Source organism: Pseudomonas simiae (assembly GCF_900111895.1).
GTDB classification, from domain to species: domain Bacteria; phylum Pseudomonadota; class Gammaproteobacteria; order Pseudomonadales; family Pseudomonadaceae; genus Aquipseudomonas; species Aquipseudomonas simiae.
Window position 1 is genome coordinate 703,324 of sequence record NZ_FOKB01000004.1, and the last position, 21,062, is coordinate 724,385.

The window sequence follows — 21,062 nt, forward strand, 5'->3', positions numbered from 1 at the left end:
TGTTAATGCAAACCAGTTGCAGTTGCAGGAGAAGACGAAGAACTCGAAAAAAACCTGAATGTCAGCGTGAAATAATTTCCTGGCTGCCGTCCGGCAAGGTCCGCAAGGCCACCGGCAGGATGTGCGGCAAGGCCTTGAGCAAGGCGTCAGTGTCGTTGGCCTTGAACACGCTGGTCAGGCGCAGGTTACCCACCGCAGGCGTACTGACCCGCAACGGACGCTCGCGGTAGCGCGAAACCTCGCGTGCCACTTCGCCCAGCAAAGCGTTGTTGAAGACCAGCTTGCCCGTGCGCCAGGCGGTCAATTCTTCAGTGTTCACCGTGTAGGCCGCTGCCACCGATCCTTTGTTGTCGACGTGGGTGCCCAGGCCAGCCGTCAGCGTCACCAGGTTGTCCGGTGAATCACCCTGTACCTTCACGGTTCCGGCCTCGACCATCACGCGAGTCTGGCCTTCATCACGGCGCACATCAAAGCGCGTGCCGGTCACCGTCACCTGCCCTGCCCCGGCAGCCACGACAAAGGGTCGGCTGGTGTCATGCTCGACGCTGAACATGGCTTCGCCCTGCTTGAGTTCCACGCCACGCCGGCCTTTTTCATACTGCACCGCGACCACGGTGCGGCTGTTGAGGTCCATCACCGAGCCATCGGGCAACGCCACCTGGCGATGTTCACCCACACCTGTACTGAACTCGGCGCTGTAGGGTTTCGGATGATCGAGCCCACTGAACAGACCCAAGCCCAGGGCCACCGCGATCACACCGGCGGCCACCGCATAACGCAACACGGCACGCCGCTTGGGCCGCTCCACCGGGGCTTCGCACAACGCCTGCAAGCGCGCTTTAGGCAGCAAGCCGGTGGCACTCCAAAGGCCTTGCAGCACATCAAATTCATATTGGTGATCGGGATGCTCATTACGCCATGCGTCGAAGCGCTGGCGTTCGGCAATGCTCAACTCGGCGTCCTGCAGGCGCACAAACCATTGCGCGGCTTCGTCTCGGGCACGGTTGTCCATCGTGGAAGATCCTTGGGTCATGGCGCCATCGCGTCCAGGCGGTCGCGCAGATGCCGCAGGGTGCGGATCATATACTTTTCCACCATGTTTTTAGACAGGCCCAGGCGTTCGGCGATTTCCTGCTGGGTCAGGCCCTCGATTTTCTGCCAGATGAAAATCTTGCGGCAGTTGAGCGGTAACTCAGACAAGGCCCGCTCGATAGAGTCCGCCAACTGGATCGCGTGCATGAAATGCTCCGGGTCGCCACTGTTGGGCGAACGCTGATCAAAGGCTTCCAGCGTGATAGCTTCGCGACGGTCTTCACGTCGATAGGCATCCACTGCGATGTTGCGCGCGGTTTGATGCAGATAAGCGCGCGGTTGCTCAACCTCGCTGGATTTTGACTCCAGCACCCGCACAAAGGTGTCATGGGCCAGGTCTTCGGCCTGTTGACGGTTTCTCAGGCGGCGCGTCCAGGTTCCGATCAACTCTTCGTAATGTTCGAAAAAGCCTGTTCTGCGGGGCGGCTGAGGGATCATCGCGGGTGCACTGGGGAGGCGGGGCGTGAATAGTAATGCTTCCTATTAAGTGGAGCAATTGCTACCCGTCATATCACCTCGAAACGAGTGTGTGCTGCCCACCTGCCTCAGACGACTGAGTTTTTCACGGCTGCCGCACACGCTCATCTGACACCATTTGCGCTGCTTGTTCTTGGAGATGTCGAGGAACACCCAATCGCAATCAGTGGCGCTGCAACTGCGCAATGCGTGCAGTTCACCGGACACCAGTAACTGCGTGGCCTCGATGGCCAGGCGCCCGAGCACCATGGTCGTCAGCTCCTGCGTCGTGGTGCAGGGCTTCCACGCCCAGGCAGGTTTGCCATCGACAGAACACAGCACCCGCCAGGCAACGCCTTGCTGGAAGGCCCGGTTGATGTGCTGCAACGCGTCATCGGGCGCGGCCCCTTGTAACGACAACGGATAGAACGCCGCGTACAGGCATTCCCTGAACGCGATGATCGCATCCAGGTCCGGCTGGTAGGCCATCGAAGACTCGAACACCATCGGCTTGTAGTCGTCAAACTCTCGGGCCGAGATCAACGACGCGTGCACTGCCCACTCGAAGAAGAACTGGAGACTGGTGAGCCGTTCTTCCATGACCTTGAGCGAAGTGCCAGGACGACGGCCGTTGGTGGTATTGATAAAATCCAACACCCGGGCCCCACCAATCAAACGGATCGATTTTGCAGTGCCCGTAAAATGTGTCATGCCTACTCCTGAAAAAACGCGTTCTCCCTGCGATGGCGCAGATTACCTTGTTTTTTCAGCATGCAGACAGTGTCATCCTCGCGCAAAGACAGACGGCTAGGTGCAACCGTCGTTATGCGCCACCCAATCAAGAATCGTCGCGACCGACTGTTCCACTGAAAGCGCCTGGGTATCCAAATGCACTTCCGGAAACACCGGTACATCGTAGCGGGAGTCGATACCCGTGAAGTTTTTGATCAACCCGGCGCGGGCTTTTTTATACAGACCCTTGGGATCACGTTTTTCCGCGGTTTCCAACGGCGCATCCACATGCACTTCGACGAAAAACTCGTTGCCGATGATCGAACGCGCAAAGTGCCGGCTGGCCGACGAAGGTGAAATCAGCGCCACGATCACGATCAACCCCGCCTCCAGCATCAACCGCGCCACTTCGGCGACGCGACGGATGTTCTCGTCGCGGTCGCTGTCGGTAAACCCCAGGTCCCGGCACAGCCCGCCGCGTACCGAATCGCCGTCGATAATGGCAGTGATTCGCCCCTGCTCCTGCAGCGCGATATCCAACGCATCAGCAATGGTCGACTTCCCGGACGCGGAGAGGCCGGTCATCCAGATGACCACGGGTTTGTGTTTCATGCTCGGATGCCCGGCGCGCCGGCGGCTGAACGCAAAGGCGTGCAGGTTCTGGTTTGAAGTGTCTGGAAAATAACTCATGACTGCTCGCCCTCCCCGACCGAAATGGGCCGTTTACCCAACAGGAACACCATCACGCATTGCACGAACAGCAACAGCGCCACCACCCAGTAGACCGTCGAAAACGACCCGGTCAAATCCTTGGAAAACCCGCCCAGGAAATTGCCACACACGCCACCCAGGCCGATCAACACGTTGGCAATACCGAAGGCCTGGGTCAGACGGCTGACCGGGACGATTTGCCCGATATAACTGGGGACCAGCCCGAAGATGGGATAGAACGCCAGCGCAAACAGAAACGCCGCCAGATAGAACAACGGCAGGCTGTTGAAACTGAACACCAGGCTGGCGGCCAGCCCCGCGCTCAGGAAACACATTGCCAGCGACGCGCGCACGCCCACCTTGTCGGCGATCCAGCCCACCAGAAAACCCGACGCCATGCCTACGGCACCAAGGGTGGTCCAGATAAACCCGGCGTCCCGTACCGACACACCCAATTCATCGCGCAGGAACGGCGCCAGGTAAGTCTGGAACGGCAGCAACGCCATGCCATTGAGAAAGGCAATGGCCCAGGTCAGGTACAACGAGCGACCGAGCCAGGGTTGCTGACGGTCAAAGGCGGTGGTGTCCTCGCCGGAAAACCCGGCGTCCTGGCCCGCAGCCAGGTTGCGCAACAGAAACCACGCCACCCCACACAGGGCCACCGAGATCAGCCCGGCGGTGAGCCAGATCGAGCGCCAGCCACCATTGAGTGTCAGAAACGACACCAGCAAACCGTTGATGAATACGCCGTAGCTGGTGCCGCTGGAAATCAGCCCCATGACCCGCGAGCGATTGCCCGGGCTGAAGCCCTTGGTAACGATCTCCGCCAACGGGATATACACCGAAGCGGAACAGCCACCGAGCAAGATCAACAGCGCCCCCGACAACCAGATGCTGTTACTGACGCTTAACCCCAGCAGCGCCAGGGACGTCATCACCGTAGACACCAGGCTGATTTTCCATCCCTCGAAAAACCGGCTGATATAGCTGGTAACCGATGAAAACAGCAGGAAACCAATCTGCGCGCCGCCGGTGATCAGGCCCACGGTGGTGTAGTCGAAACCGATGTCGCGGCGCATGTCTACCACCAGGTTGGCGAACAGGTAAACGCCAAAACCATAAGTGCTGGCCACGAACCCGGTGAGGACCACCGCCAGCACGACGCTGTCCAAGGGGCGCGCATTGCTCTGTACGAGTGTGCTCATCAAGCCCTCCTTATTCGGCGCGCGCAGTGTGGATGACGAAATCACAATCCATCATGTCGTAGTCCAGTTCGAAATCACCGTAACTCTCATGGTGGGTGAACCCGGACTTGAGCACCTCCCCCTTCAATTCGCCCGGCAACAGGGGATAGACCTGCAGCCGGTACAGTTCCGCGTTATCAAAGGAATAGATGAACTCACACAGGTGCTCATCGACCTGTCCCAGGCTGACCGACGCGTTCTTACCGCAGTAATAGTAATTTCCGCTGGCCTTGTAGTTGCCGGCACGGATGGCGAAGAAATTGCGCTGATCCACAATCAGCAAACCACCCGGTTTGAGCAAAGCCCTGAACCTCGCCAACACCCGCAACCGATCGTGGGCGGCGAAGACATGGCACAGCGAACTGCCCAGGCACACCACGGCGTCGAACTGGCCCAGTTCCTGGGGATCCAGTGAGTGCCAGTCGCGATAATGGGACTGAATGTCCAAGCCATGTTTGCGAAAATTCGCCCGCGCCTTGGTCAACATGGTGCTGCTGCCATCCGTGGCAACCACCTCAAAGCCCGCCTGCTTGAGTTGGACGGCATGGAAACCGCTGCCCGTCGACACGTCGATCACCGAGCGCACACCGTGGCTACGCAGCAGGTTTTCGAAGAACCCTCCCTCCCCGGCCTTGCGTTTTTCCCAATCGATCAGCTCATCCCAACGCTCGACGAAATCCGCCGAATATTGCCTGGCATAGCTGGGTACATCGTTGTGCTTGCGCCCCGATATCTGATTCATCACACACCTACCAGGTTGAATTTTTGAAGGCCAGGTATTTACTCGCCAGCTCATGGGCAAACTCGGCGGACTGCTCGATGGACATGGTGTTCCTGGAGTACCCCAGCATCGATTGCATGACGGCCATGCAGTGCGGGTTGTAAGTGACCGAACCATCACAGTGGATTTCGTCGATGCCGTCCTGGCTCTGGCAGATGCTATTGATGCGCACCGCCTCATCCTGTGGACAAGCCTCGGAGAACTGCACCTGGATCCGCCCTTCGTGCAGCCACACTGGATAGCCGCCCGGAAGCCCGAGAGGACCCGGCGCATGCACCAGGACCGGCACGGACGAGAACAACCCTTCGATGACCGTGACCGCAGAGCACGCGGTGAGGAATTGCCCATCCACCCCGCCCAGGCGACGGAACTCGGACTTCACCGTTGAGAAAATCGCCTCGGCCGGCAGGCGCGCCACCTCTGGCCGATTGCGCACGTCATACAACAGGCGGTAGCTGGCACGCGGTGGCAAACCACCGCGCGGCACGTAGTGGCTGAAGTAGTGCTGGGCATACAGCTGCACTTGCACATCAGCGGGTGCACATTCAAGCAAGCGTGCGATGGAAAGACGCACGGCCGGAACCAGATTGGCCACATTACCGACGCCAATGTCCGGCGCCAGGCCGATGCGCGCCAGGATCGGGTTGACCGCATCGGGGAACGCCGCATTCACGGTTTTGGTAGCGATGCCGGAGGCTTTCACCGCCTGCATCAAGCAATGCATCAACGTCAGGTGCATGGGCAGCCAGGGACCGAACTGGGCCTGGTCGAGCTTCTCGAACGACAGCTTGGGCAACCCGGTGATGACCCGCCATGACTGCAACGACGCGCAGTTCACCAGCATATCCGGGGCTTCTTCACGTAACAGCCGCGTGACCTTGCCGATGTCCGTCAGGTCGGCAATCACCGGTTTGATGTCGATAAACTGGCCCAGTTGCGCACAGGACAACGCCACCAGGTTGCACAGCCGGATCGTGGCCTCCTCATTGCGGCCCAACACCACAAACTCGAACGCGTTTTTCGGCCCCAGAATCTTCAGGATCTGCAGGCACAGGTTGCCAGCGCCCACCAGCAACAGTTTCCTCTTGCGTACCGGAAGGCTCATCGTGGGTAGGCTCCATTGTCGACCGGAATCACTCTGCCAGTGATATGGCGCATCGCATCGCCCACCAGCAGCAAGATGACCTCGGCCACGCCACTGGGCAGGATCGGCTCCTTGAGCACTTCCTGGCGGGCGTACTCGGCGCGTCGGTATTCGGGGATGGTGCCGTAGATGGCGGTTTCATGGATCAGTGCCGGGGAGACCGCGTTCACCCGTACGAACGGCGCAAAGTTCCAGGCATTGGCCTTGGTCAGGCCGATCACCGCCGCCTTGGTGGCGCCGTAGAGCGCATCGCAGCTGCCCACTTCACCGGCCACCGAAGCGATGTTGACGATGCTGCGCGGGGCTTCATGCTGCATTTCCCGTTCGGCGAAGTCCTTGGAGAGGTAAACCAGTGCCTTGAGGTTGACGGTGAGGATCTCGTCTATCTGCTCATCGGAGTAGGCATAGACACTTTTGCCGTGATAAATACCGGCGTTATTGACCAGGCCGTCAATACTTGCATGCCGCTCATAAAGCGTTGGGATAAACCCCTTGATAACAGCCATATCCGAGAAATCAGCACTGTGCGCCTCGAATACATCAGCACCATACAGACCTTGCAGCACGTTAAGGCCCTCGGCATCCTTGTCCGCACCGATCACGAAATAACCCTGCTGAATCGCCAATTCCACAGTGGCTCGGCCAATTCCGTTGGCCGCTCCAGTAACAATCAACTTTTTCATACAACAATCCCTATTGGCAAAATTCATTCATGCGCGCGTAAAACGTTCGATGGTATTCATACATCGCCTTTAACTTCGGATACTGTTCGACTGCTTCAATATCGACGCCCTGCTTATCTGGCGAAACAATCCGCTCACTGTTTTCCGCTTCGACATGCCAACTACGCCACGTCTTCCATTGTTGTGGGCACTCACGTTTCCACGTCATGGCGTGTGGCAGAAACTCTATATTCAGGTGATCACACAATTTGCGAATCACCCGCTCCGGTTCTGCGGCCAAATCATCGGCATTGATCACATAAGGCACTTTCCCCGTCAGTTTGGTGACGACACAAAATATGTCGTACAGCGCTTTATGCCCGATGGCCTGCAAGGGCATTTCGGGATGCACCCGATGATGGGAAATAATGCTGCTGGCGGGTTCGCGAATAAGAAAGATATTGTCCTGTTGCGCGAGAAAGCCAATATCAATTTTCAAGTCATCCAAACAGTGATAACACATGTCTTTATGAAAGACATTCGCACGCTCACGGGCATCAAGCAGATGTTCTTTAATGCCTTGGTAAGTCGTGGGCAAACTGTGATCCCACTCATCAGAGGGGATCGCCGAGTCCTCGGAAAATGCCATATGCGCAAAAGGCTCATGGAAGACCTCGAAATCGCCCCGCTCGATAAATACGCGCTCAAGCACCGTGGAGCGCGAACGTGGGTGCGCCCACAACCCGATCATCCTGTTCATGCAATCACCCCAAATTCGGCGGCGAGCAACGCGTTGAGTGCGCGTTTGAACGGTCTGGTCACTGGGCAGAGCCGAACGCAGTAATCCGCCAGGCGCCGATGCGCGCTGTTGGCTTCATTGCAGGCGTTGATAAAGGCTTCATGGTTACCGAAGTCGTACGGTTCAATGCTGTCGACAAAGTAGGCTTCGTAGAAATAGGGGATGCGAATCAGCTTCGCAAAGGTCGACGTGGGCGGTTTCTGGTGCTCCAGCGCGGGTACGACGGGTTTGCCATGGCTTTCGCGCTCGATCAGGAACTCCACCACCTCCGGTGTCAGCGTGTAGCAGGTCGCCGTCTGCCCGGTCTTCTCCAGATGCCAGCAATGCTTGTTGCCACGTTCGTCCACATCGACCTTTATGCTGGAAAGCAGGGTCTTGACCGGCACGCTCGAGGCCGCCACCAGCGCCTGGATCTGCTCGTAGATCAACAACTCAGCCCAGCGCAGTTCCTCGGCACTCAAGGCCAGACCACGCTCGGCAGCCTGCAGCGTGAACTCGGGCTGGCAGGCGAAACGCCCGATCATGAAGGTGATCACGTACTTGCAGCGCCCGGTGTCGATCCCGTTGCTGCGCGCAGTCGCCAAGCCGCGCTCGATGGCTTGGATACCGGCCTGGAACTGCGCAACCGTGAAGCAGAAGGTGATATTCACCGACCCACCCTGGGCCACCAGGTGTTCGACCGTGACCAGCCCTTCCAGACTGCCGGGCACCTTGACCATCACGTTCGGCGCCAGGCGCTGCAACTCCAACCCTCGGGTGGTCATCCGTTCAGTACAGCGCACGTCAACCGGGTCGACCTGGGCGGAAATCCAACCTTCGACCTGTGCCGATTGCACCCACCGTGGCATCAGCGTCGCGGCACCTTCAACAATGACCTCGTTGTACAACTGCTTGCGCAACTCACTGGGAGACAGGTTGGCCAAGTTGAAACGTGAGGACCAATACTCACGCTTATCGAGGATCACGGCCGTCACCAACCGGGGGTTGGTGGTCGCACTGCACAAGCCCCAAGGTTGGGAAAACTCATCCGGCATCAACGCTTCTATATAAACCGCGGCCGCCGGGTATTTTTCCAGCAGGTGTTGTTTGTACGGCAGGTACACGGCAGGCGACGAATCCCACCACACTTCTGAAGATTGATCGTTGCGTTTGAGCCGTTCCAGGTAACCAAGTGTGTTCACAACGCCGCCTCCCTGAGTTAATAAGTCAATTGAAAATGGTCAATACTTCACGCATGTCGGCAATCGGCAATGCTCCCGCCGCGGCCAATTGCGCATGCCGATGCGGTGGACCAAAGCCCAGCACTTTTATTTGGGCAGCAACGGCTGCCTGGATACCCGTCACACTGTCTTCAACTACCAGCGCATCACTCACATCAATACTGTAAGTGCGACAAGCCGTCAGAAACACCAACGGATCGGGTTTCCAACGACCCAATTCATAACAGCTGAATATCCGCCCTTCGAAATAAGAAAACAGTCCAGCCAGGCGCAAACAGTGTTCTATCTTGTTGCGTGGTGCACTCGAGGCGACGCAATAAGGCACTTCCAAACTTTCCAGCACTTCGACTATTCCTTCCGTCGCTGTCAACCCGAGTGTCAGCGCGTGCAGCGCTCGCTCGCGAAAGCGTTGTTCAAACACTTCGTCCACACTGATATTTAATATCTGCTCGGCTTCGCGCAAACACTCAGCAATCTTCCGCCCACGAAAGTGTTCGGTGAAATGTGTCACATCAAGCATCGTGTCGCCCTGAACAAGAGCATTAAGCATGGAGATCAATACAGACAGGGTTATTTCTTCACTTTGGACGAGGACACCATCGCAATCGAAGATGACTAACTTAGGCACGCCAACTAACTTATGCACGCCAACTAAGGCCGCTGCTTTTACCTGAACGGGTAGTTCCCCTATATCGGCCGAATGGCACATGGATTTCTCTTATAGGTGGCCCCGCGATGACTTCCGAACTACCAACGGAGCGGGTTGATGTGTGCCTATAAGACACGCGACGAAAAAGCCTGTCAAACGCTTTTGAGCGGTTTTTTAGTATCTTATGGTTATTTTTTATAGTTCTGTTATTCCATTTTTCACCATGGTTGTAGTCGCTAATTTCACACGGGTGAACTTCCTTTGCGCGCGATCAGTCAGCTACTTGAACTCACGAATTCAAGGTCGGTGAGCAATGCGTATTTCGTTGGAGCAACAAGTGGCGCTGGTGACCGGTGCCAGCTCCGGAATCGGTGCCGGCGCGGCCAAGGCGCTGGCGCAAGCCGGAGCGGCCGTGGTGCTCAATTACAACAGCCAGGCCGCACCGGCCGAGGCCCTGGCAGAGCAGATCAACGCCGAGGGGGGCCGGGCGATTGCCATCGGCGCCAACGTCTCAAAAGAAGACGATGTAGAGAGGCTTTTTGCCCAGACCCTGGATGCCTTCGGTCACCTGGACATCCTGGTGGCCAACTCCGGGATGCAGAAGGACGCCAACCTGGTGGACATGAGCCTGGACGACTGGAACGCGGTGATCGGCGTCAACCTCACCGGCCAGTTCCTGTGTGCCCGCGCGGCGGTGCGCATCTTCAACCGCCAGGGCGTGCGCGAAGGCGTATCGCGGGCGGCGGGCAAAATCATCCACATGAGTTCGGTGCACCAACTGATCCCCTGGGCCGGGCATGTGAATTACGCAGCGTCCAAGGGCGGCGTGGAGATGCTGATGCGCACCCTCGCCCAGGAAGTCAGCGAACAGCGCATCCGCATCAACGGCATTGCGCCGGGGGCGATACGCACCGCGATCAATCGCGCGGCCACCGAAGGCGCAGCGCAGAAGGAACTGTTGAAGCTGATCCCCTACGGGCGAGTCGGCGACGTGGAAGACGTGGCCAACGCCGTGGTGTGGCTGGCCAGCGATGCGTCCGATTATGTGGTCGGCAGCACGCTCTTTATTGATGGCGGCATGAGCCTTTATCCGGAGTTCCGTGGCAATGGTTGATTTGAAGAACGAACAACAAAGCCCCATCGATGCCCACGGCATCATCGGCGATATGCGCAGTGCCGCACTGGTTAACGACAAAGGCAGCATCGACTTCTTCTGCTGGCCGGAATTCGACAGCCCGTCGATCTTCTGTTCACTGCTGGACAGTCCCGACGCCGGCATTTTCCAACTCACCCCGGACCTGCCCAACGCCCGTCGCGAACAGATCTACCTGCCCGACACCAACGTGCTGCAAACGCGCTGGCTCAGCGACGAGGCCGTGGTGGAGATCACTGACTTGTTGGCCATCAGCGAGGACGTTGATGACCTGCCGCTGCTGATCCGCCGGGTGCGTGTGGTCAGTGGCAAGGCCGACATTCATCTGCGCTGTGCGGTACGCCACGACTACGCGCGAACGCCCACCCAAGCCACCCGTGACGATGGCACGGTGTGCTTCAGTGCCGAAGGCCAACCCGGTCTGCGATTGTCCGGCAGCTACCCGCTGCAGATCAAAGACGGTGCCGCCGTGGCCAGCTTTACCCTGGGCCAGGAAGAAGGCGCCGAGTTCGTCCTCGGTGGCCAGGAGGATGAACGGGTGGACAGCCGCTGCACCGACCTGGCCCTGGCCCACACCTTGACGTTCTGGCGCGGCTGGATCGCGCAATCGAACTACCGCGGGCGCTGGCGCGAAATGGTCAACCGCTCGGCCCTGGCCCTCAAGCTTTTGACCTCGCGCAAACACGGCGCAATCATCGCCGCCGCCACCTTTGGCCTGCCCGAGACGCCCGGCGGTGAGCGCAACTGGGACTACCGCTACACCTGGATCCGCGATGCATCGTTCACCGTCTACGCCTTCATGCGCCTGGGCTTTGTCGAAGAAGCCAATGCCTATATGCGCTGGCTCAAAGGCCGGGTCAGCGACTGCTGCAACCAGCCGACCAAGATCAATATCCTGTACGGCATCGACGGCCGCCAGGAATTGCCGGAGGCCGAACTCGATCATTTCGCCGGCCACGGCGGTGCCAAACCCGTACGCATCGGCAACGAGGCGTTCGACCAGATCCAACTGGACATCTATGGCGAACTGATGGATGCCGTCTACCTGGTCAACAAGTACGGCGAGGCCATCTCCCATGAAGGCTGGAAACACACCGTGGAGGTGGCCGATCAGGTCTGTGAAATCTGGAACACCAAAGACGTGGGCATCTGGGAAATGCGTGGCGAGCAGCATCACTTCCTGCACTCACGACTGATGTGCTGGGTGGCGCTGGACCGCGCCATCCGCCTGGCCTCCAAGCGTTCATTGCCGGCGCCGTTTGCACGCTGGGACCAGACTCGCCAAGCGATCTACGCCGACATCTGGAGCAACTTCTGGAACGAAGAACGCGGGCATTTCGTGCAGCATACCGGCACCACGGCGCTCGACGGTTCCATGCTATTGATGCCGTTGGTGAGGTTTGTCGCGGCGACCGATCCACGCTGGCTCTCGACCCTGGAAGCCATTCAGAAAAGCCTGGTGCGCGACGGCATGGTCTACCGCTACCGCAACGACGACAGCCAGATCGATGGCCTGCAAGGCACCGAAGGCGCGTTTGCGGCCTGCTCGTTCTGGTACGTCGAATGCCTGGCCCGCGCCGGGCAAGTGGAAAAGGCCCACCTGGAATTCGAACAACTGCTGCGTTACGCCAACCCCCTGGGCCTCTACGCCGAAGAGTTCGACAACCAGGCCCGGCACCTGGGCAATACACCCCAGGCCTTGAGCCACCTGGCGTTGATCAGTGCGGCATCGTTTCTGGACCGTAAGCTCAGCGGGCAGAAAACCACCTGGCAACCCTGAAGTGGCCTGTGCACAATGGGCAGGCCCTCGACCACGGACAGGAACGCCATGCGCCAGGTACTGCTGATCATCGACGTGCAACCTTCCTTCAACCCGCCCACGTGGCTGGTGGACGGCATCAACGCCCTGCTCGGGCGCATGCCGTCAGTCGCCACCGTGGAACGCCATGACGAAAGCATCACGCCCTTCGCCCGGCAGCTCGGCTGGCAACCGGCACCGAATGACCAGAGCCTGATTGCAGCCGACCGCATCTTCATCAAGCACGGTTACGCCCCGACACCCGAGACCGTTGCCTACCTGAAAAGCCTCGGGCCAGAGCGCGTACTGGTGTGCGGCATCCAGACCGACACCTGTGTGCTGGCGGCGGGGTTTGCGCTATTTGACGCGGGGTTGCAGCCGACCTTGATCAGCGATCTCACGATGGGTTCGTCGCTGGACCGGTCGGGGCAGTTGGGGGTGGACCTGTGGCGGCATCACTTCAAGCATGTGCTGCGCCGCGCCGACCTCGGCCTGGACACGTAACGCCCCAGCCTTCAGTCCCGCACCCTGCCGTCACGCCTTTCGGCTAGAGTTCCAGCACCTGACAGGAGCCCGCCATGACCATCGCCTTCCCCCTGCACACCGTGCGCACCACCCTGCTCGACGTGGCTTATGAAGCCCACGGCCCACTCGACGGTACGCCGGTGATCCTGCTGCATGGCTTCCCCTACGACCCGCGCGGCTATGACGAGATCGCGCCGGTACTCGCCGCGCGCGGGTGTCGGGTGCTAGTGCCGTATCTGCGCGGTTATGGCCCGACGCGTTTTATCAACGAGCAGGTGATGCGTTCCGGGCAACAAGCGGCGTTGGCCAAGGACCTGCTGGATTTCATGGATGCGCTGGGCATTCCCCAGGCGACCCTCGCCGGCTATGACTGGGGTGGGCGTGCCGCGTGTATCGTCGCGGCGCTGTGGCCCGAGCGGGTGCGCGGGTTGGTGACCGGGGATGGCTACAACATCCAGGACATCGCCAAGTCACTGAAGCCCAGGGCGCCGGTGACGGAGCATCGCTTGTGGTATCAGTTCTACTTTCACACCCAGCGCGGCGTGGACGGCCTGACCGCCAACCGGCGTGAACTGTGCAAGCTGTTGTGGGCACTGTGGTCGCCGTCCTGGGCCGAGGGGCCGGGCCTTTATGAGCAGACCGCGTCGTCGTTCGATAACCCGGATTTCGTCGAGGTGGTGATTCACTCGTATCGCCATCGTTTCATGTACGCGCCCGGCGACCCGGCGTTGGAATCCATTGAAGCCGCGCTGGCCCTGCAACCGACAATTTCAGTGCCGAGCATTTCGTTGTGCGGCGCCGATGATGGCGTGGGCCCGCCGCCCGACGAGGATAATGACATCGAGCATTTCAGCGGGTTTTACCGACGCCAGGTGCTGCCGGGCGTGGGCCACAATATTCCTCAGGAAGCGCCACACGCCACGCTTGATGCGCTGCTTGAACTGCTTGGCGAAAAGCGCTCGCGGTAGGCCTGGGGCGTCACCGACAGGGCGCGAAGGAAGCTGCGTCGCAAGGTCTCTTCACAGCCAAACCCGCACTGCACAGCGATGCGTTTGATCGATGCGGTGCTGTCCGCCAGTTGGCGGCGCGCGGTTTCGACGCGGATCAACTCGACGGCGCGTGCCGGGGTCTGGCCGGTTTCGGCACGGTAGTGGCGCACGAAGCTGCGCTCGCTCATGCCGGCCTGGGCGGCCAGGGTGGGGATGTTCAGGTCGAGGGTCAGGTTTTCGGCCATCCAGGCGTGGAGTTCGGCGAAACGGCTGTCGTCTTTTTGCAGGGACAGGGTCACGCTGAATTGGGACTGACCACCGGGGCGCTTGAGGAACACCACCAGGTGCCGCGCCACTTCCAGGGCGATGGCGCGGCCCAGGTCTTCCTCCACCAGCGCCAGGCACAGGTCGATGCCAGCGGTGACACCGGCGGACGTCCAGACCGCACCCTGCTGAATGAAAATCGGGTTGGACTCCACCGTCAACGAAGGAAATTTGCGCGCCAGCTCTTCACAACGGGTCCAATGAGTGGCCACGCGACAACCGTCGAGCATGCCGCTGGCGGCCAGCAGGAACGCGCCGGTGCAGACGGACGTCATGCGCCGGGTGTGTTTGGCTTTCTCGCGCACCCAATCCACCAGGGCCGGGTCTTCGGCAGCGCCGTACACGCCCCAACCGCCGGCGATCACCAACGTATCGCACGGCGCGTCCGCAGCCGGTAACGGCTCGGCCACCAGGGCCAGGCCGGCGGAGGTCATCACCGGTTCCGATTGGGCGGCGATCACCGACACCGCGTAAGGCAAGGGTTCGCCGCGCTGGCGCGCCAGGTCATTGGTGGAGGCGAACACCTGCAGCGGCCCGGTCACATCGAGCACCTGGGCATTATCGAAAGCGAGGACGTGAACGATTCGAGGCATGATTGGCGTGATTCGTGGCTTCAATGGCGTATTCGCCAAAGCCTAGGCCTCTAGAGTGAAGCCGTCCACCCCTTTCACGGAGCTTCATTCATGACCTTGCAGATCGGCTTTCTGTTGTTCCCCGGCATCCAGCAACTGGACCTCACGGGCCCCTACGACGTGCTGGGTTCACTGCCGGAGGTGAACCTGCACCTGGTGTGGAAAGACCTGGAACCCATCACCTCCAGCACTGGCCTGGTGTTTACCCCGACCATGACCTACGCCGACTGCCCGCGCCTGGATGTGATCTGCGTACCCGGCGGTTCCGGCGTGGGCGCACTGATGGAAGACCCGCAGACCCTGGACTTCCTCAAGGCCCAGGCACAGACGGCGCGCTATGTGACCTCGGTGTGCACCGGCTCGCTGGTACTGGGCGCGGCAGGTTTGCTACGGGGACGCAAGGCGACTACACACTGGGCCTACCACGACCTGCTCGCCCCGCTCGGCGCCATCCCCGTACACGAACGCGTGGTCCGTGACGGCAACCTGCTGACCGGCGGCGGCATCACCGCCGGCATCGACTTCGCCCTGACCCTGGCGGCCGAGTTGTACAGCGAGGCGGCGGCGCAACTGGTGCAGTTGCAGATTGAATACGCCCCCGCGCCACCCTTCGACTCCGGCCGCCCGGACACCGCGCCCCAGCACGTGCTGGAAGAAGCCAACAAGCGCACCGTCGAATCGCGCAGAGTGCGCGGTGAGATCGTCGCGCGCGCGGCGGCACGGTTGGGCTGACTCTGCCAAGCAGCTGCAGGCGCCGGCTTGTCGGCGATAGTCGTAGGTATCTAAACGCTAACCACGATGCGAAGGGAGCCGCTCTTGATCTTGATCTAAGGCGGTCCCCCAAATCCTTGTCGGATTACGGGCACACCGAGCCTAGGCGAGGTGCCGAGTGTTGGGGCAAGAGTCCTTTGCTTACTTTGGGCTGGGCCGGCATTCCGGCCTTTCCAAAGTGAGTCGCCGTAAGGGCGAAACCCATAGCAGCCGTTACCTAAATAACGGATAGGTACCCGGCCTGATCCAACATCCAGGTCGGCTGTCAGGCCGCCTTCGCAGGCAAGCCAGCTCCCACATTGATCAGCCGTACTCTCTTCAAGTCAGGTTGGGCGAGACATCACCGCCAACACCGTCAACACCGTCGCCAACCCCCATTTCTGTAGCCAGGCCCCCTGTGAGCGACGGGCAAAAAACCGACTCAGCGCCCCACCAAAAATGCCCAACAGCCCATGAAATACAGCTGCAATCACGGTCAACACCCCCCCAAGCACCATCAACTGCACCGCAATGTCCCCTGCTTCCGGCCGTACAAACTGCGGCAAAAACACCACAAAAAACAGCAACGCCTTGGGATTGAGCAAGCTATTGAGCATGGCCTGCAAAAACACCCGGCCCAAGGGCACACGGTCGATGTGCCCCGCATTCGGCACGGGGCGTTTCTGCAAGGTCTTGAACACCAGCCACAACAGGTAGACCACCCCCGCATACCGGATCACGTCAAAGGATGGCGGCCAACTGGCAACCAACGCCGTCACCCCGGTAGCGGTCAAGGCGGTCAACAGCACGTCGGCCACGCCAATACCCAGGGCCGATGCCATCCCCCCGCGCCAACCGTGGGTGACGCCATGACTGACCACAAAGGCCATGTTCGGCCCCGGGGACAACAGCAACAACAGCACAGCACCGGAAAATACCGCCAGGGTCGCCAGGTCGATCATGCTCAAGCCTTCCACCGGGAAAAGCCTGCAGATTAGTCCGTGCATCCAGGGCGGACAAAAAATTGTGCTGGATACATTGCGCTGCGGCAATTGCGAAGCGTCATGAGCAACGATTAGAATGCGAAACATTATCAATTAAGACAGCTGCGCCAGGATGCCCATGTCGAGCGATCACCCACTGGACCATGCCGCCATCGGCCAGCTTTACCATGCCCATCATGCCTGGCTGCGCGGCTGGTTGAGCCGCCGCACCGGCTGCCGCGAACACGCCGCCGACCTGGCCCAGGAAACCTTCGTGCGCCTGCTTAATGCGCGCAGGCAGCAAACCTTGCAGCAGCCGCGCGCGTACTTGAGCAGCATCGCCCGCAGCCTGATGATCGACCAATACCGCCGCCGCGAACTGGAGCGCGCCTACCTGGAAAGCCTCGCGCACTTCCCGCAAGTCGAGGTGCCGTCGGAAGAAACCCGCCTGTTGATCCTCGACAGCCTGGAACGTATCGACCGTCTGCTCGACCAGCTCAAGCCGCGCGTGCGCGAAGCCTTTTTGCTGGCGCAACTGGATGGCCTGACTTGCGCACAGATCGCCCTGCGTCTCGGCGTGTCCAAGGCCACGGTGGAACGGGACCTGTCCAAGGCGCTGCACGCGTGTTACCGGTTGCGTTATGTCGAAAACTGACGCGCAGCTGGTCGACCAGGCGATCCAGTGGATGATCACCCTGCGTTTCAATGTCGCCGACGATGCCAGCACCGCCGCCTTCGAACGTTGGCTGCACACCAGCGCCGAACACCAGCGGGTGTGGCAGCGGGTGACAGCGATGAATGACGATTTCAATCATCTACCGGCCCAGGTCGGCCGGCATGCCCTGCGCGGGGCGCGCCAACGCATCAGTCGCCGTGAGGGCTTGAAACTGCTGGGCCTGGTGGCCGGCGCCGCCGGCTTGACCTGGCTCGGTCGCGACTACACGCCCCTGCACGCCTGGATGGCCGACTATCGCACCGCGACCGGCGAACGGCGCTGGGTGGCATTGAACGATGGCAGCCGGATCCAGCTCAACAGCGCCAGCGCGATCGATGCGTCGCTCAACGCAGACCGACGCTTGGTGCAGTTGCGCCAGGGAGAAATCGTGGTGAATACCGGGGCCGACGACCGCCCTTTCTGGGTCCAGACCCGTGACGGTTACCTACGCGCCCTCGGCACGCGATTCCTGGTACGCGAAGACGCCTACGGCACTTTGCTCGCCGTGCAGCAAGGCGCGGTGGCGGTGTTTGCCGACAGCCAGACCGCCAGCGCACGCCAGGTCCTCAAGCCCGGCGAACAGGTGGTGTTCAACCGCAGCGGCATTCGCCCGGCGGTCGCCAACGGCCTGGATCCCTGGGCCTGGAGCGATGGCGTGATCAGCGCCCACCACATGCGCCTGGACGATTTTCTCACCGAACTGGGTCGCTACCGCAACGGCTTGTTGCGCTGCAGCGAGGCAGTGGCCGGGTTGCGGGTGTCGGGGACTTATCAGTTGGACGACACCGATCAGGTGCTGGGCCTGGTGGCGCAGTCGCTCAAGCTCGATGTCACGTACCGCAGCCGCTATTGGGTGACCGTTTCACCGCGCGTGTAAATTTTCAAAAATAAATGAGGTGAATTCTCATTGCCGCTCGACCTGTAAGGAAAGGCCGATCAACAGGCCAGTTTTATCCACTTCCTTCAGGAGCATCCCGCGGTCATGCAAGCGTTCCCTTCCCCTCGTTCCCCCCTCAAGCGTGCGGTACAGGCCGCCTTGCTTGGCCTCTGCCTGAGCAGCGCCTTGCCCGTGGCCGTGATGGCCGAAACCCCGGCCAGCGACACCCAGGCCCGCGACTGGAACATTGCTGCCGCTGCCCTGGCAACAGCACTGGACCAGTTCGCCCGCCAGGCCGGCATCAGCCTGTCGTACGACGCCACCAGCGTCGCCGGCAAAACCAGCCAGGGTTTGAGTGGCCGTTTTGATTCTCAGCAGGCCCTCGAACAACTGCTACGCGGCCAGGGCCTGCAAGCCCAACGCCAGGGCAACAGCACCTGGATGCTGCTGCCACAAGTGGCCGATACCGGTTCGCTGAACCTGGGCGCCACCCTGATCAACGGCGAACGTCTGGGCGCCACCACCGACGGCACCGGCTCCTACACCACCGGCGCGGTCACCATCGGCAAGGGCGAACACAGCCTGCGGGAAACCCCGCAATCGGTGAGTGTGATGACTCGCCAATTCATGGACGACCAAAACGTCACCACCATCGACGACGTGATGGAACGCACGCCCGGCATCACCACCTACGAGTCACCCATGGGCGGCAAGTACTTCTACTCCAGAGGCTTCAAGATGCTCGGCCAGTACCAGTACGACGGCGTGCCCCTGGACATGGGCAAGGACTACGTCCAGGCCGACAGTTTCAGCGCGAACATGGCGATTTATGACCGCGTGGAAGTCCTCAAGGGCGCCGCCGGCATGCTCAAGGGCGCCGGCACCGCCAGCGGTGCGGTGAACTTCGTGCGCAAGCGTCCACAGGCCAAGCCCACCACCAGCTTGTCGCTATCGGCCGGCACCTGGGACAACTACCGCGCCGATGTCGACACCGGCGGTCCGTTGAATGACAGCGGCACCCTGCGTGGTCGCGCGGCGGTGAGCCAGCAGACGCGTGGGTCGTACATGGACATCGCCAAGCGCCAGGACCAGGCGTTCTACGGCGCGCTGGATTTCGACCTCACGCCGGACACCACCCTGGGCGTCGGCGCCAGCTACGAAGATGTCGACGCCACGCCGTGCTGGGGCGGCCTGCCGCGCTATGCCGACGGCAAAAGCGCCAACCTGAGCCGCTCGACCTGCCTGGGCCAATCCTGGAACGACTGGCAAAGCCGGCGCACCACGTTCTTCGCTGATGTAACCCATCACTTCAACGATGATTGGAAACTCAAGGTCGCGGCGGTCCACAGCCGCAACCTGCAAGACACCAAGTATGCCGCCAGCGAAGGCACCATCAACTATGGCAACCCGGCGCCCACGGCCAACTCCTATGCTGCGTTGATGGACTACGACCACAAGGACTTCGGCCTCGATGCCTATGTGGACGGCAAGTTCGAAGCCTTTGGCCTGGAGCATGAGCTGATCCTCGGCGCCAACGGCAGCCGTGGCACCCAGGACGATGTGTACGCGATCCAGAACCTGCCCAAGCGCCAGAGCATCTACCAGCCCGACCACCACTTCCCTGAGCCGGATAACAACACCTTCTGGCCGAACATGTATCGCGGCGGCACGGTCAAGGAAACCGCCACTCAATACGGCACCTACGCGACCTTGCGCTTGCGCCTGGCCGAGCCCTTGATGTTTATCGTCGGCAGCCGCGTGAGCTGGTACGAGAACCGTCGCCAGTCCAACAACCTGGCCTGGGGTGAATGGGCAGTGCAGGACGCACGCACCAAGGAAACCGGTGAAGTCACGCCGTTCGCCGCGCTGATCTATGACCTCGACGAGCACCTGTCGGTGTACGCCAGCTACGCGGATATCTTCCAGCCGCAGAGCTCTTACGCCACCGTCGATGGCGCGGCACTCAAGCCCAAGATCGGGGACAACTACGAGCTGGGGATCAAAGGCGAATGGTTCGACGGACGCCTCAACAGCTCCGTGGCACTGTTCCGCGCCATCGAGAAAAACGGCGCCGAATCCGACTACACCACGATGTGCCCGACCTCCGCCGATGGTTATTGCTACACCGACACCGGCAAAGTGCGCGCCCAAGGCGTGGAGACCGAAATCAGCGGTGAATTGCTCGAGCGCCTGCAGCTTTTCGGCGGCTACACCTACACCCAGACCAAGTCTCTGAAAAACATCGACAGCCAGGTCGAAGGCGGTTCATCCAACACTTACGTGCCTCGGCACATGCTGCGATTGTGGGGTGACTACCAGCTCGACGGCGCGCTGGCGAAATGGAGCGTGGGCGCCGGGGTCAATGCCCAAAGCAGCAACTACCGCGTGCAAACCATCAAGCTCGAACAGGCCGGTTATGCGACCTGGAGCGCACGCATGGCGTACCGCCTCGACGACACCTGGACCGTGGCGCTCAACGGCAACAATTTGTTCGACAAAAGCTATTACAACACAGTCGGTACCGCCTCCTGGGGTAACTTCTACGGCGAACCACGCAATTTCACCGTTAGTTTAAAAGGCAACTTCTGATCGGGCGAACGCCCCGGTGGCAGGGCAGTAAGTACGCCCTGCCACGCTCTATTTGTCCCCCTTTCCTTCCTCGCCTCAAAAAAGGTTTTTCCTTTAAGCAGGAAAAATCCGACATTTGTTCCTACACTCAAAAACACACCTTATTAACGAGTGTCCAGACAAGGAACGTCAATAAAATGCCTCAAAAAAGACTAATTAACCTATCTAGCCCGCCACTTCCGCACGGCAGTCAATTAA

21 protein-coding genes are annotated in these 21,062 nt (G+C 60.3%); 8 read left to right on the forward strand and 13 right to left on the reverse strand.

The annotated features are described in order from the left end of the window. Positions 1-61: 61 nt before the first annotated feature. The 11 genes from BMZ57_RS16630 to BMZ57_RS16680 form a co-directional block, all read right to left on the reverse strand. Positions 62-1,012: a FecR family protein gene (locus BMZ57_RS16630; protein WP_010211524.1), complete on the reverse strand. Its 951-nt coding sequence runs from the start codon at positions 1,010-1,012 to the stop codon at positions 62-64. Positions 1,013-1,029: 17 nt separating this feature from the next. Next, positions 1,030-1,530, reverse strand: a complete 501-nt coding sequence (locus BMZ57_RS16635) for a sigma-70 family RNA polymerase sigma factor (protein ID WP_010211526.1) — start codon at positions 1,528-1,530, stop codon at positions 1,030-1,032. Positions 1,531-1,575: 45 nt separating this feature from the next. Then, positions 1,576-2,259 (reverse strand): CGNR zinc finger domain-containing protein, encoded by a 684-nt coding sequence (locus tag BMZ57_RS16640; protein WP_021492057.1) that lies wholly within the window; start codon positions 2,257-2,259, stop codon positions 1,576-1,578. Positions 2,260-2,355: 96 nt separating this feature from the next. Beyond that, entirely contained in the window at positions 2,356-2,970 is a 615-nt protein-coding gene (cysC, locus tag BMZ57_RS16645) for an adenylyl-sulfate kinase (protein WP_010211528.1), read from the reverse strand. After that, the gene (locus BMZ57_RS16650; RefSeq protein ID WP_010211530.1) at positions 2,967-4,196 is read right to left on the reverse strand and encodes an MFS transporter; all 1,230 of its coding nucleotides are present in this window, start codon (positions 4,194-4,196) and stop codon (positions 2,967-2,969) included. The genes cysC and BMZ57_RS16650 overlap by 4 nt, the downstream gene beginning before the upstream one ends. A 10-nt stretch (positions 4,197-4,206) precedes the next feature. Further along, on the reverse strand, positions 4,207-4,977 hold the full coding sequence (locus BMZ57_RS16655) for a class I SAM-dependent methyltransferase (protein WP_010211531.1): 771 nt from the start codon (positions 4,975-4,977) through the stop codon (positions 4,207-4,209). A 7-nt stretch (positions 4,978-4,984) separates the two neighbouring features. Further along, positions 4,985-6,121, reverse strand: coding sequence for a Rossmann-fold NAD(P)-binding domain-containing protein (locus BMZ57_RS16660; RefSeq protein ID WP_021492059.1), 1,137 nt, complete (start codon positions 6,119-6,121; stop codon positions 4,985-4,987). Continuing rightward, on the reverse strand, positions 6,118-6,843 hold the full coding sequence (locus BMZ57_RS16665; RefSeq protein WP_010211533.1) for an SDR family oxidoreductase: 726 nt from the start codon (positions 6,841-6,843) through the stop codon (positions 6,118-6,120). The genes BMZ57_RS16660 and BMZ57_RS16665 overlap by 4 nt, the downstream gene beginning before the upstream one ends. A gap of 10 nt (positions 6,844-6,853) precedes the next feature. After that, positions 6,854-7,582 (reverse strand): sulfotransferase-like domain-containing protein, encoded by a 729-nt coding sequence (locus tag BMZ57_RS16670; RefSeq protein WP_042571005.1) that lies wholly within the window; start codon positions 7,580-7,582, stop codon positions 6,854-6,856. Next, positions 7,579-8,802: a transaldolase family protein gene (locus BMZ57_RS16675; protein WP_010211535.1), complete on the reverse strand. Its 1,224-nt coding sequence runs from the start codon at positions 8,800-8,802 to the stop codon at positions 7,579-7,581. Before BMZ57_RS16675 ends, BMZ57_RS16670 begins: the two co-directional genes overlap by 4 nt. A gap of 25 nt (positions 8,803-8,827) precedes the next feature. Then, positions 8,828-9,550, reverse strand: coding sequence for an HAD family hydrolase (locus tag BMZ57_RS16680; protein ID WP_010211536.1), 723 nt, complete (start codon positions 9,548-9,550; stop codon positions 8,828-8,830). A gap of 253 nt (positions 9,551-9,803) precedes the next feature. Here BMZ57_RS16680 and BMZ57_RS16685 point away from each other — a divergent pair, with 253 nt between their 5' ends. The 4 genes from BMZ57_RS16685 to BMZ57_RS16700 all read left to right on the forward strand — a co-directional run bounded on the left by BMZ57_RS16685 (position 9,804) and on the right by BMZ57_RS16700 (position 13,934). After that, entirely contained in the window at positions 9,804-10,604 is an 801-nt protein-coding gene (locus BMZ57_RS16685; RefSeq protein ID WP_045792329.1) for a glucose 1-dehydrogenase, read from the forward strand. Beyond that, positions 10,597-12,423 carry a glycoside hydrolase family 15 protein gene (locus BMZ57_RS16690; protein ID WP_010211538.1) on the forward strand — a complete coding sequence of 609 codons (1,827 nt, stop codon included), beginning with the start codon at positions 10,597-10,599 and terminating at the stop codon, positions 12,421-12,423. Before BMZ57_RS16685 ends, BMZ57_RS16690 begins: the two co-directional genes overlap by 8 nt. Before the next feature lie 48 nt (positions 12,424-12,471). Beyond that, positions 12,472-12,945 carry an isochorismatase family protein gene (locus BMZ57_RS16695; protein ID WP_021492061.1) on the forward strand — a complete coding sequence of 158 codons (474 nt, stop codon included), beginning with the start codon at positions 12,472-12,474 and terminating at the stop codon, positions 12,943-12,945. A gap of 74 nt (positions 12,946-13,019) precedes the next feature. Further along, positions 13,020-13,934 carry an alpha/beta fold hydrolase gene (locus BMZ57_RS16700; RefSeq protein ID WP_069672725.1) on the forward strand — a complete coding sequence of 305 codons (915 nt, stop codon included), beginning with the start codon at positions 13,020-13,022 and terminating at the stop codon, positions 13,932-13,934. Here the strand turns inward: BMZ57_RS16700 and BMZ57_RS16705 are convergent. Next, complete coding sequence (locus tag BMZ57_RS16705) at positions 13,868-14,872, reverse strand: GlxA family transcriptional regulator (RefSeq protein ID WP_038453072.1); 1,005 nt, start codon at positions 14,870-14,872, stop codon at positions 13,868-13,870. The genes BMZ57_RS16700 and BMZ57_RS16705 overlap by 67 nt on opposite strands. Positions 14,873-14,962: 90 nt before the next feature. Between BMZ57_RS16705 and inhA the strand changes: the two genes are divergently transcribed. Then, a complete protein-coding gene (gene inhA, locus BMZ57_RS16710; RefSeq protein WP_047542862.1) occupies positions 14,963-15,643 on the forward strand; it encodes an isonitrile hydratase in 681 nt (226 codons plus the stop codon). Positions 15,644-16,005: 362 nt separating this feature from the next. On the opposite strand, the gene BMZ57_RS16715 is transcribed toward inhA, so the two are convergent. Next, positions 16,006-16,623: a LysE family translocator gene (locus BMZ57_RS16715; RefSeq protein WP_069672726.1), complete on the reverse strand. Its 618-nt coding sequence runs from the start codon at positions 16,621-16,623 to the stop codon at positions 16,006-16,008. A gap of 160 nt (positions 16,624-16,783) precedes the next feature. On the opposite strand from BMZ57_RS16715, the gene BMZ57_RS16720 reads away from it, so the two are divergent. The 3 genes from BMZ57_RS16720 (at position 16,784) to BMZ57_RS16730 (ending at position 20,825) form a co-directional block, all read left to right on the forward strand. Beyond that, positions 16,784-17,299: a sigma-70 family RNA polymerase sigma factor gene (locus tag BMZ57_RS16720; protein ID WP_010211544.1), complete on the forward strand. Its 516-nt coding sequence runs from the start codon at positions 16,784-16,786 to the stop codon at positions 17,297-17,299. Further along, entirely contained in the window at positions 17,286-18,236 is a 951-nt protein-coding gene (locus BMZ57_RS16725) for a FecR domain-containing protein (RefSeq protein ID WP_069672727.1), read from the forward strand. Before BMZ57_RS16720 ends, BMZ57_RS16725 begins: the two co-directional genes overlap by 14 nt. A gap of 105 nt (positions 18,237-18,341) precedes the next feature. Further along, positions 18,342-20,825, forward strand: coding sequence for a TonB-dependent siderophore receptor (locus BMZ57_RS16730; protein ID WP_069672728.1), 2,484 nt, complete (start codon positions 18,342-18,344; stop codon positions 20,823-20,825). Positions 20,826-21,062 lie beyond the last annotated feature (237 nt).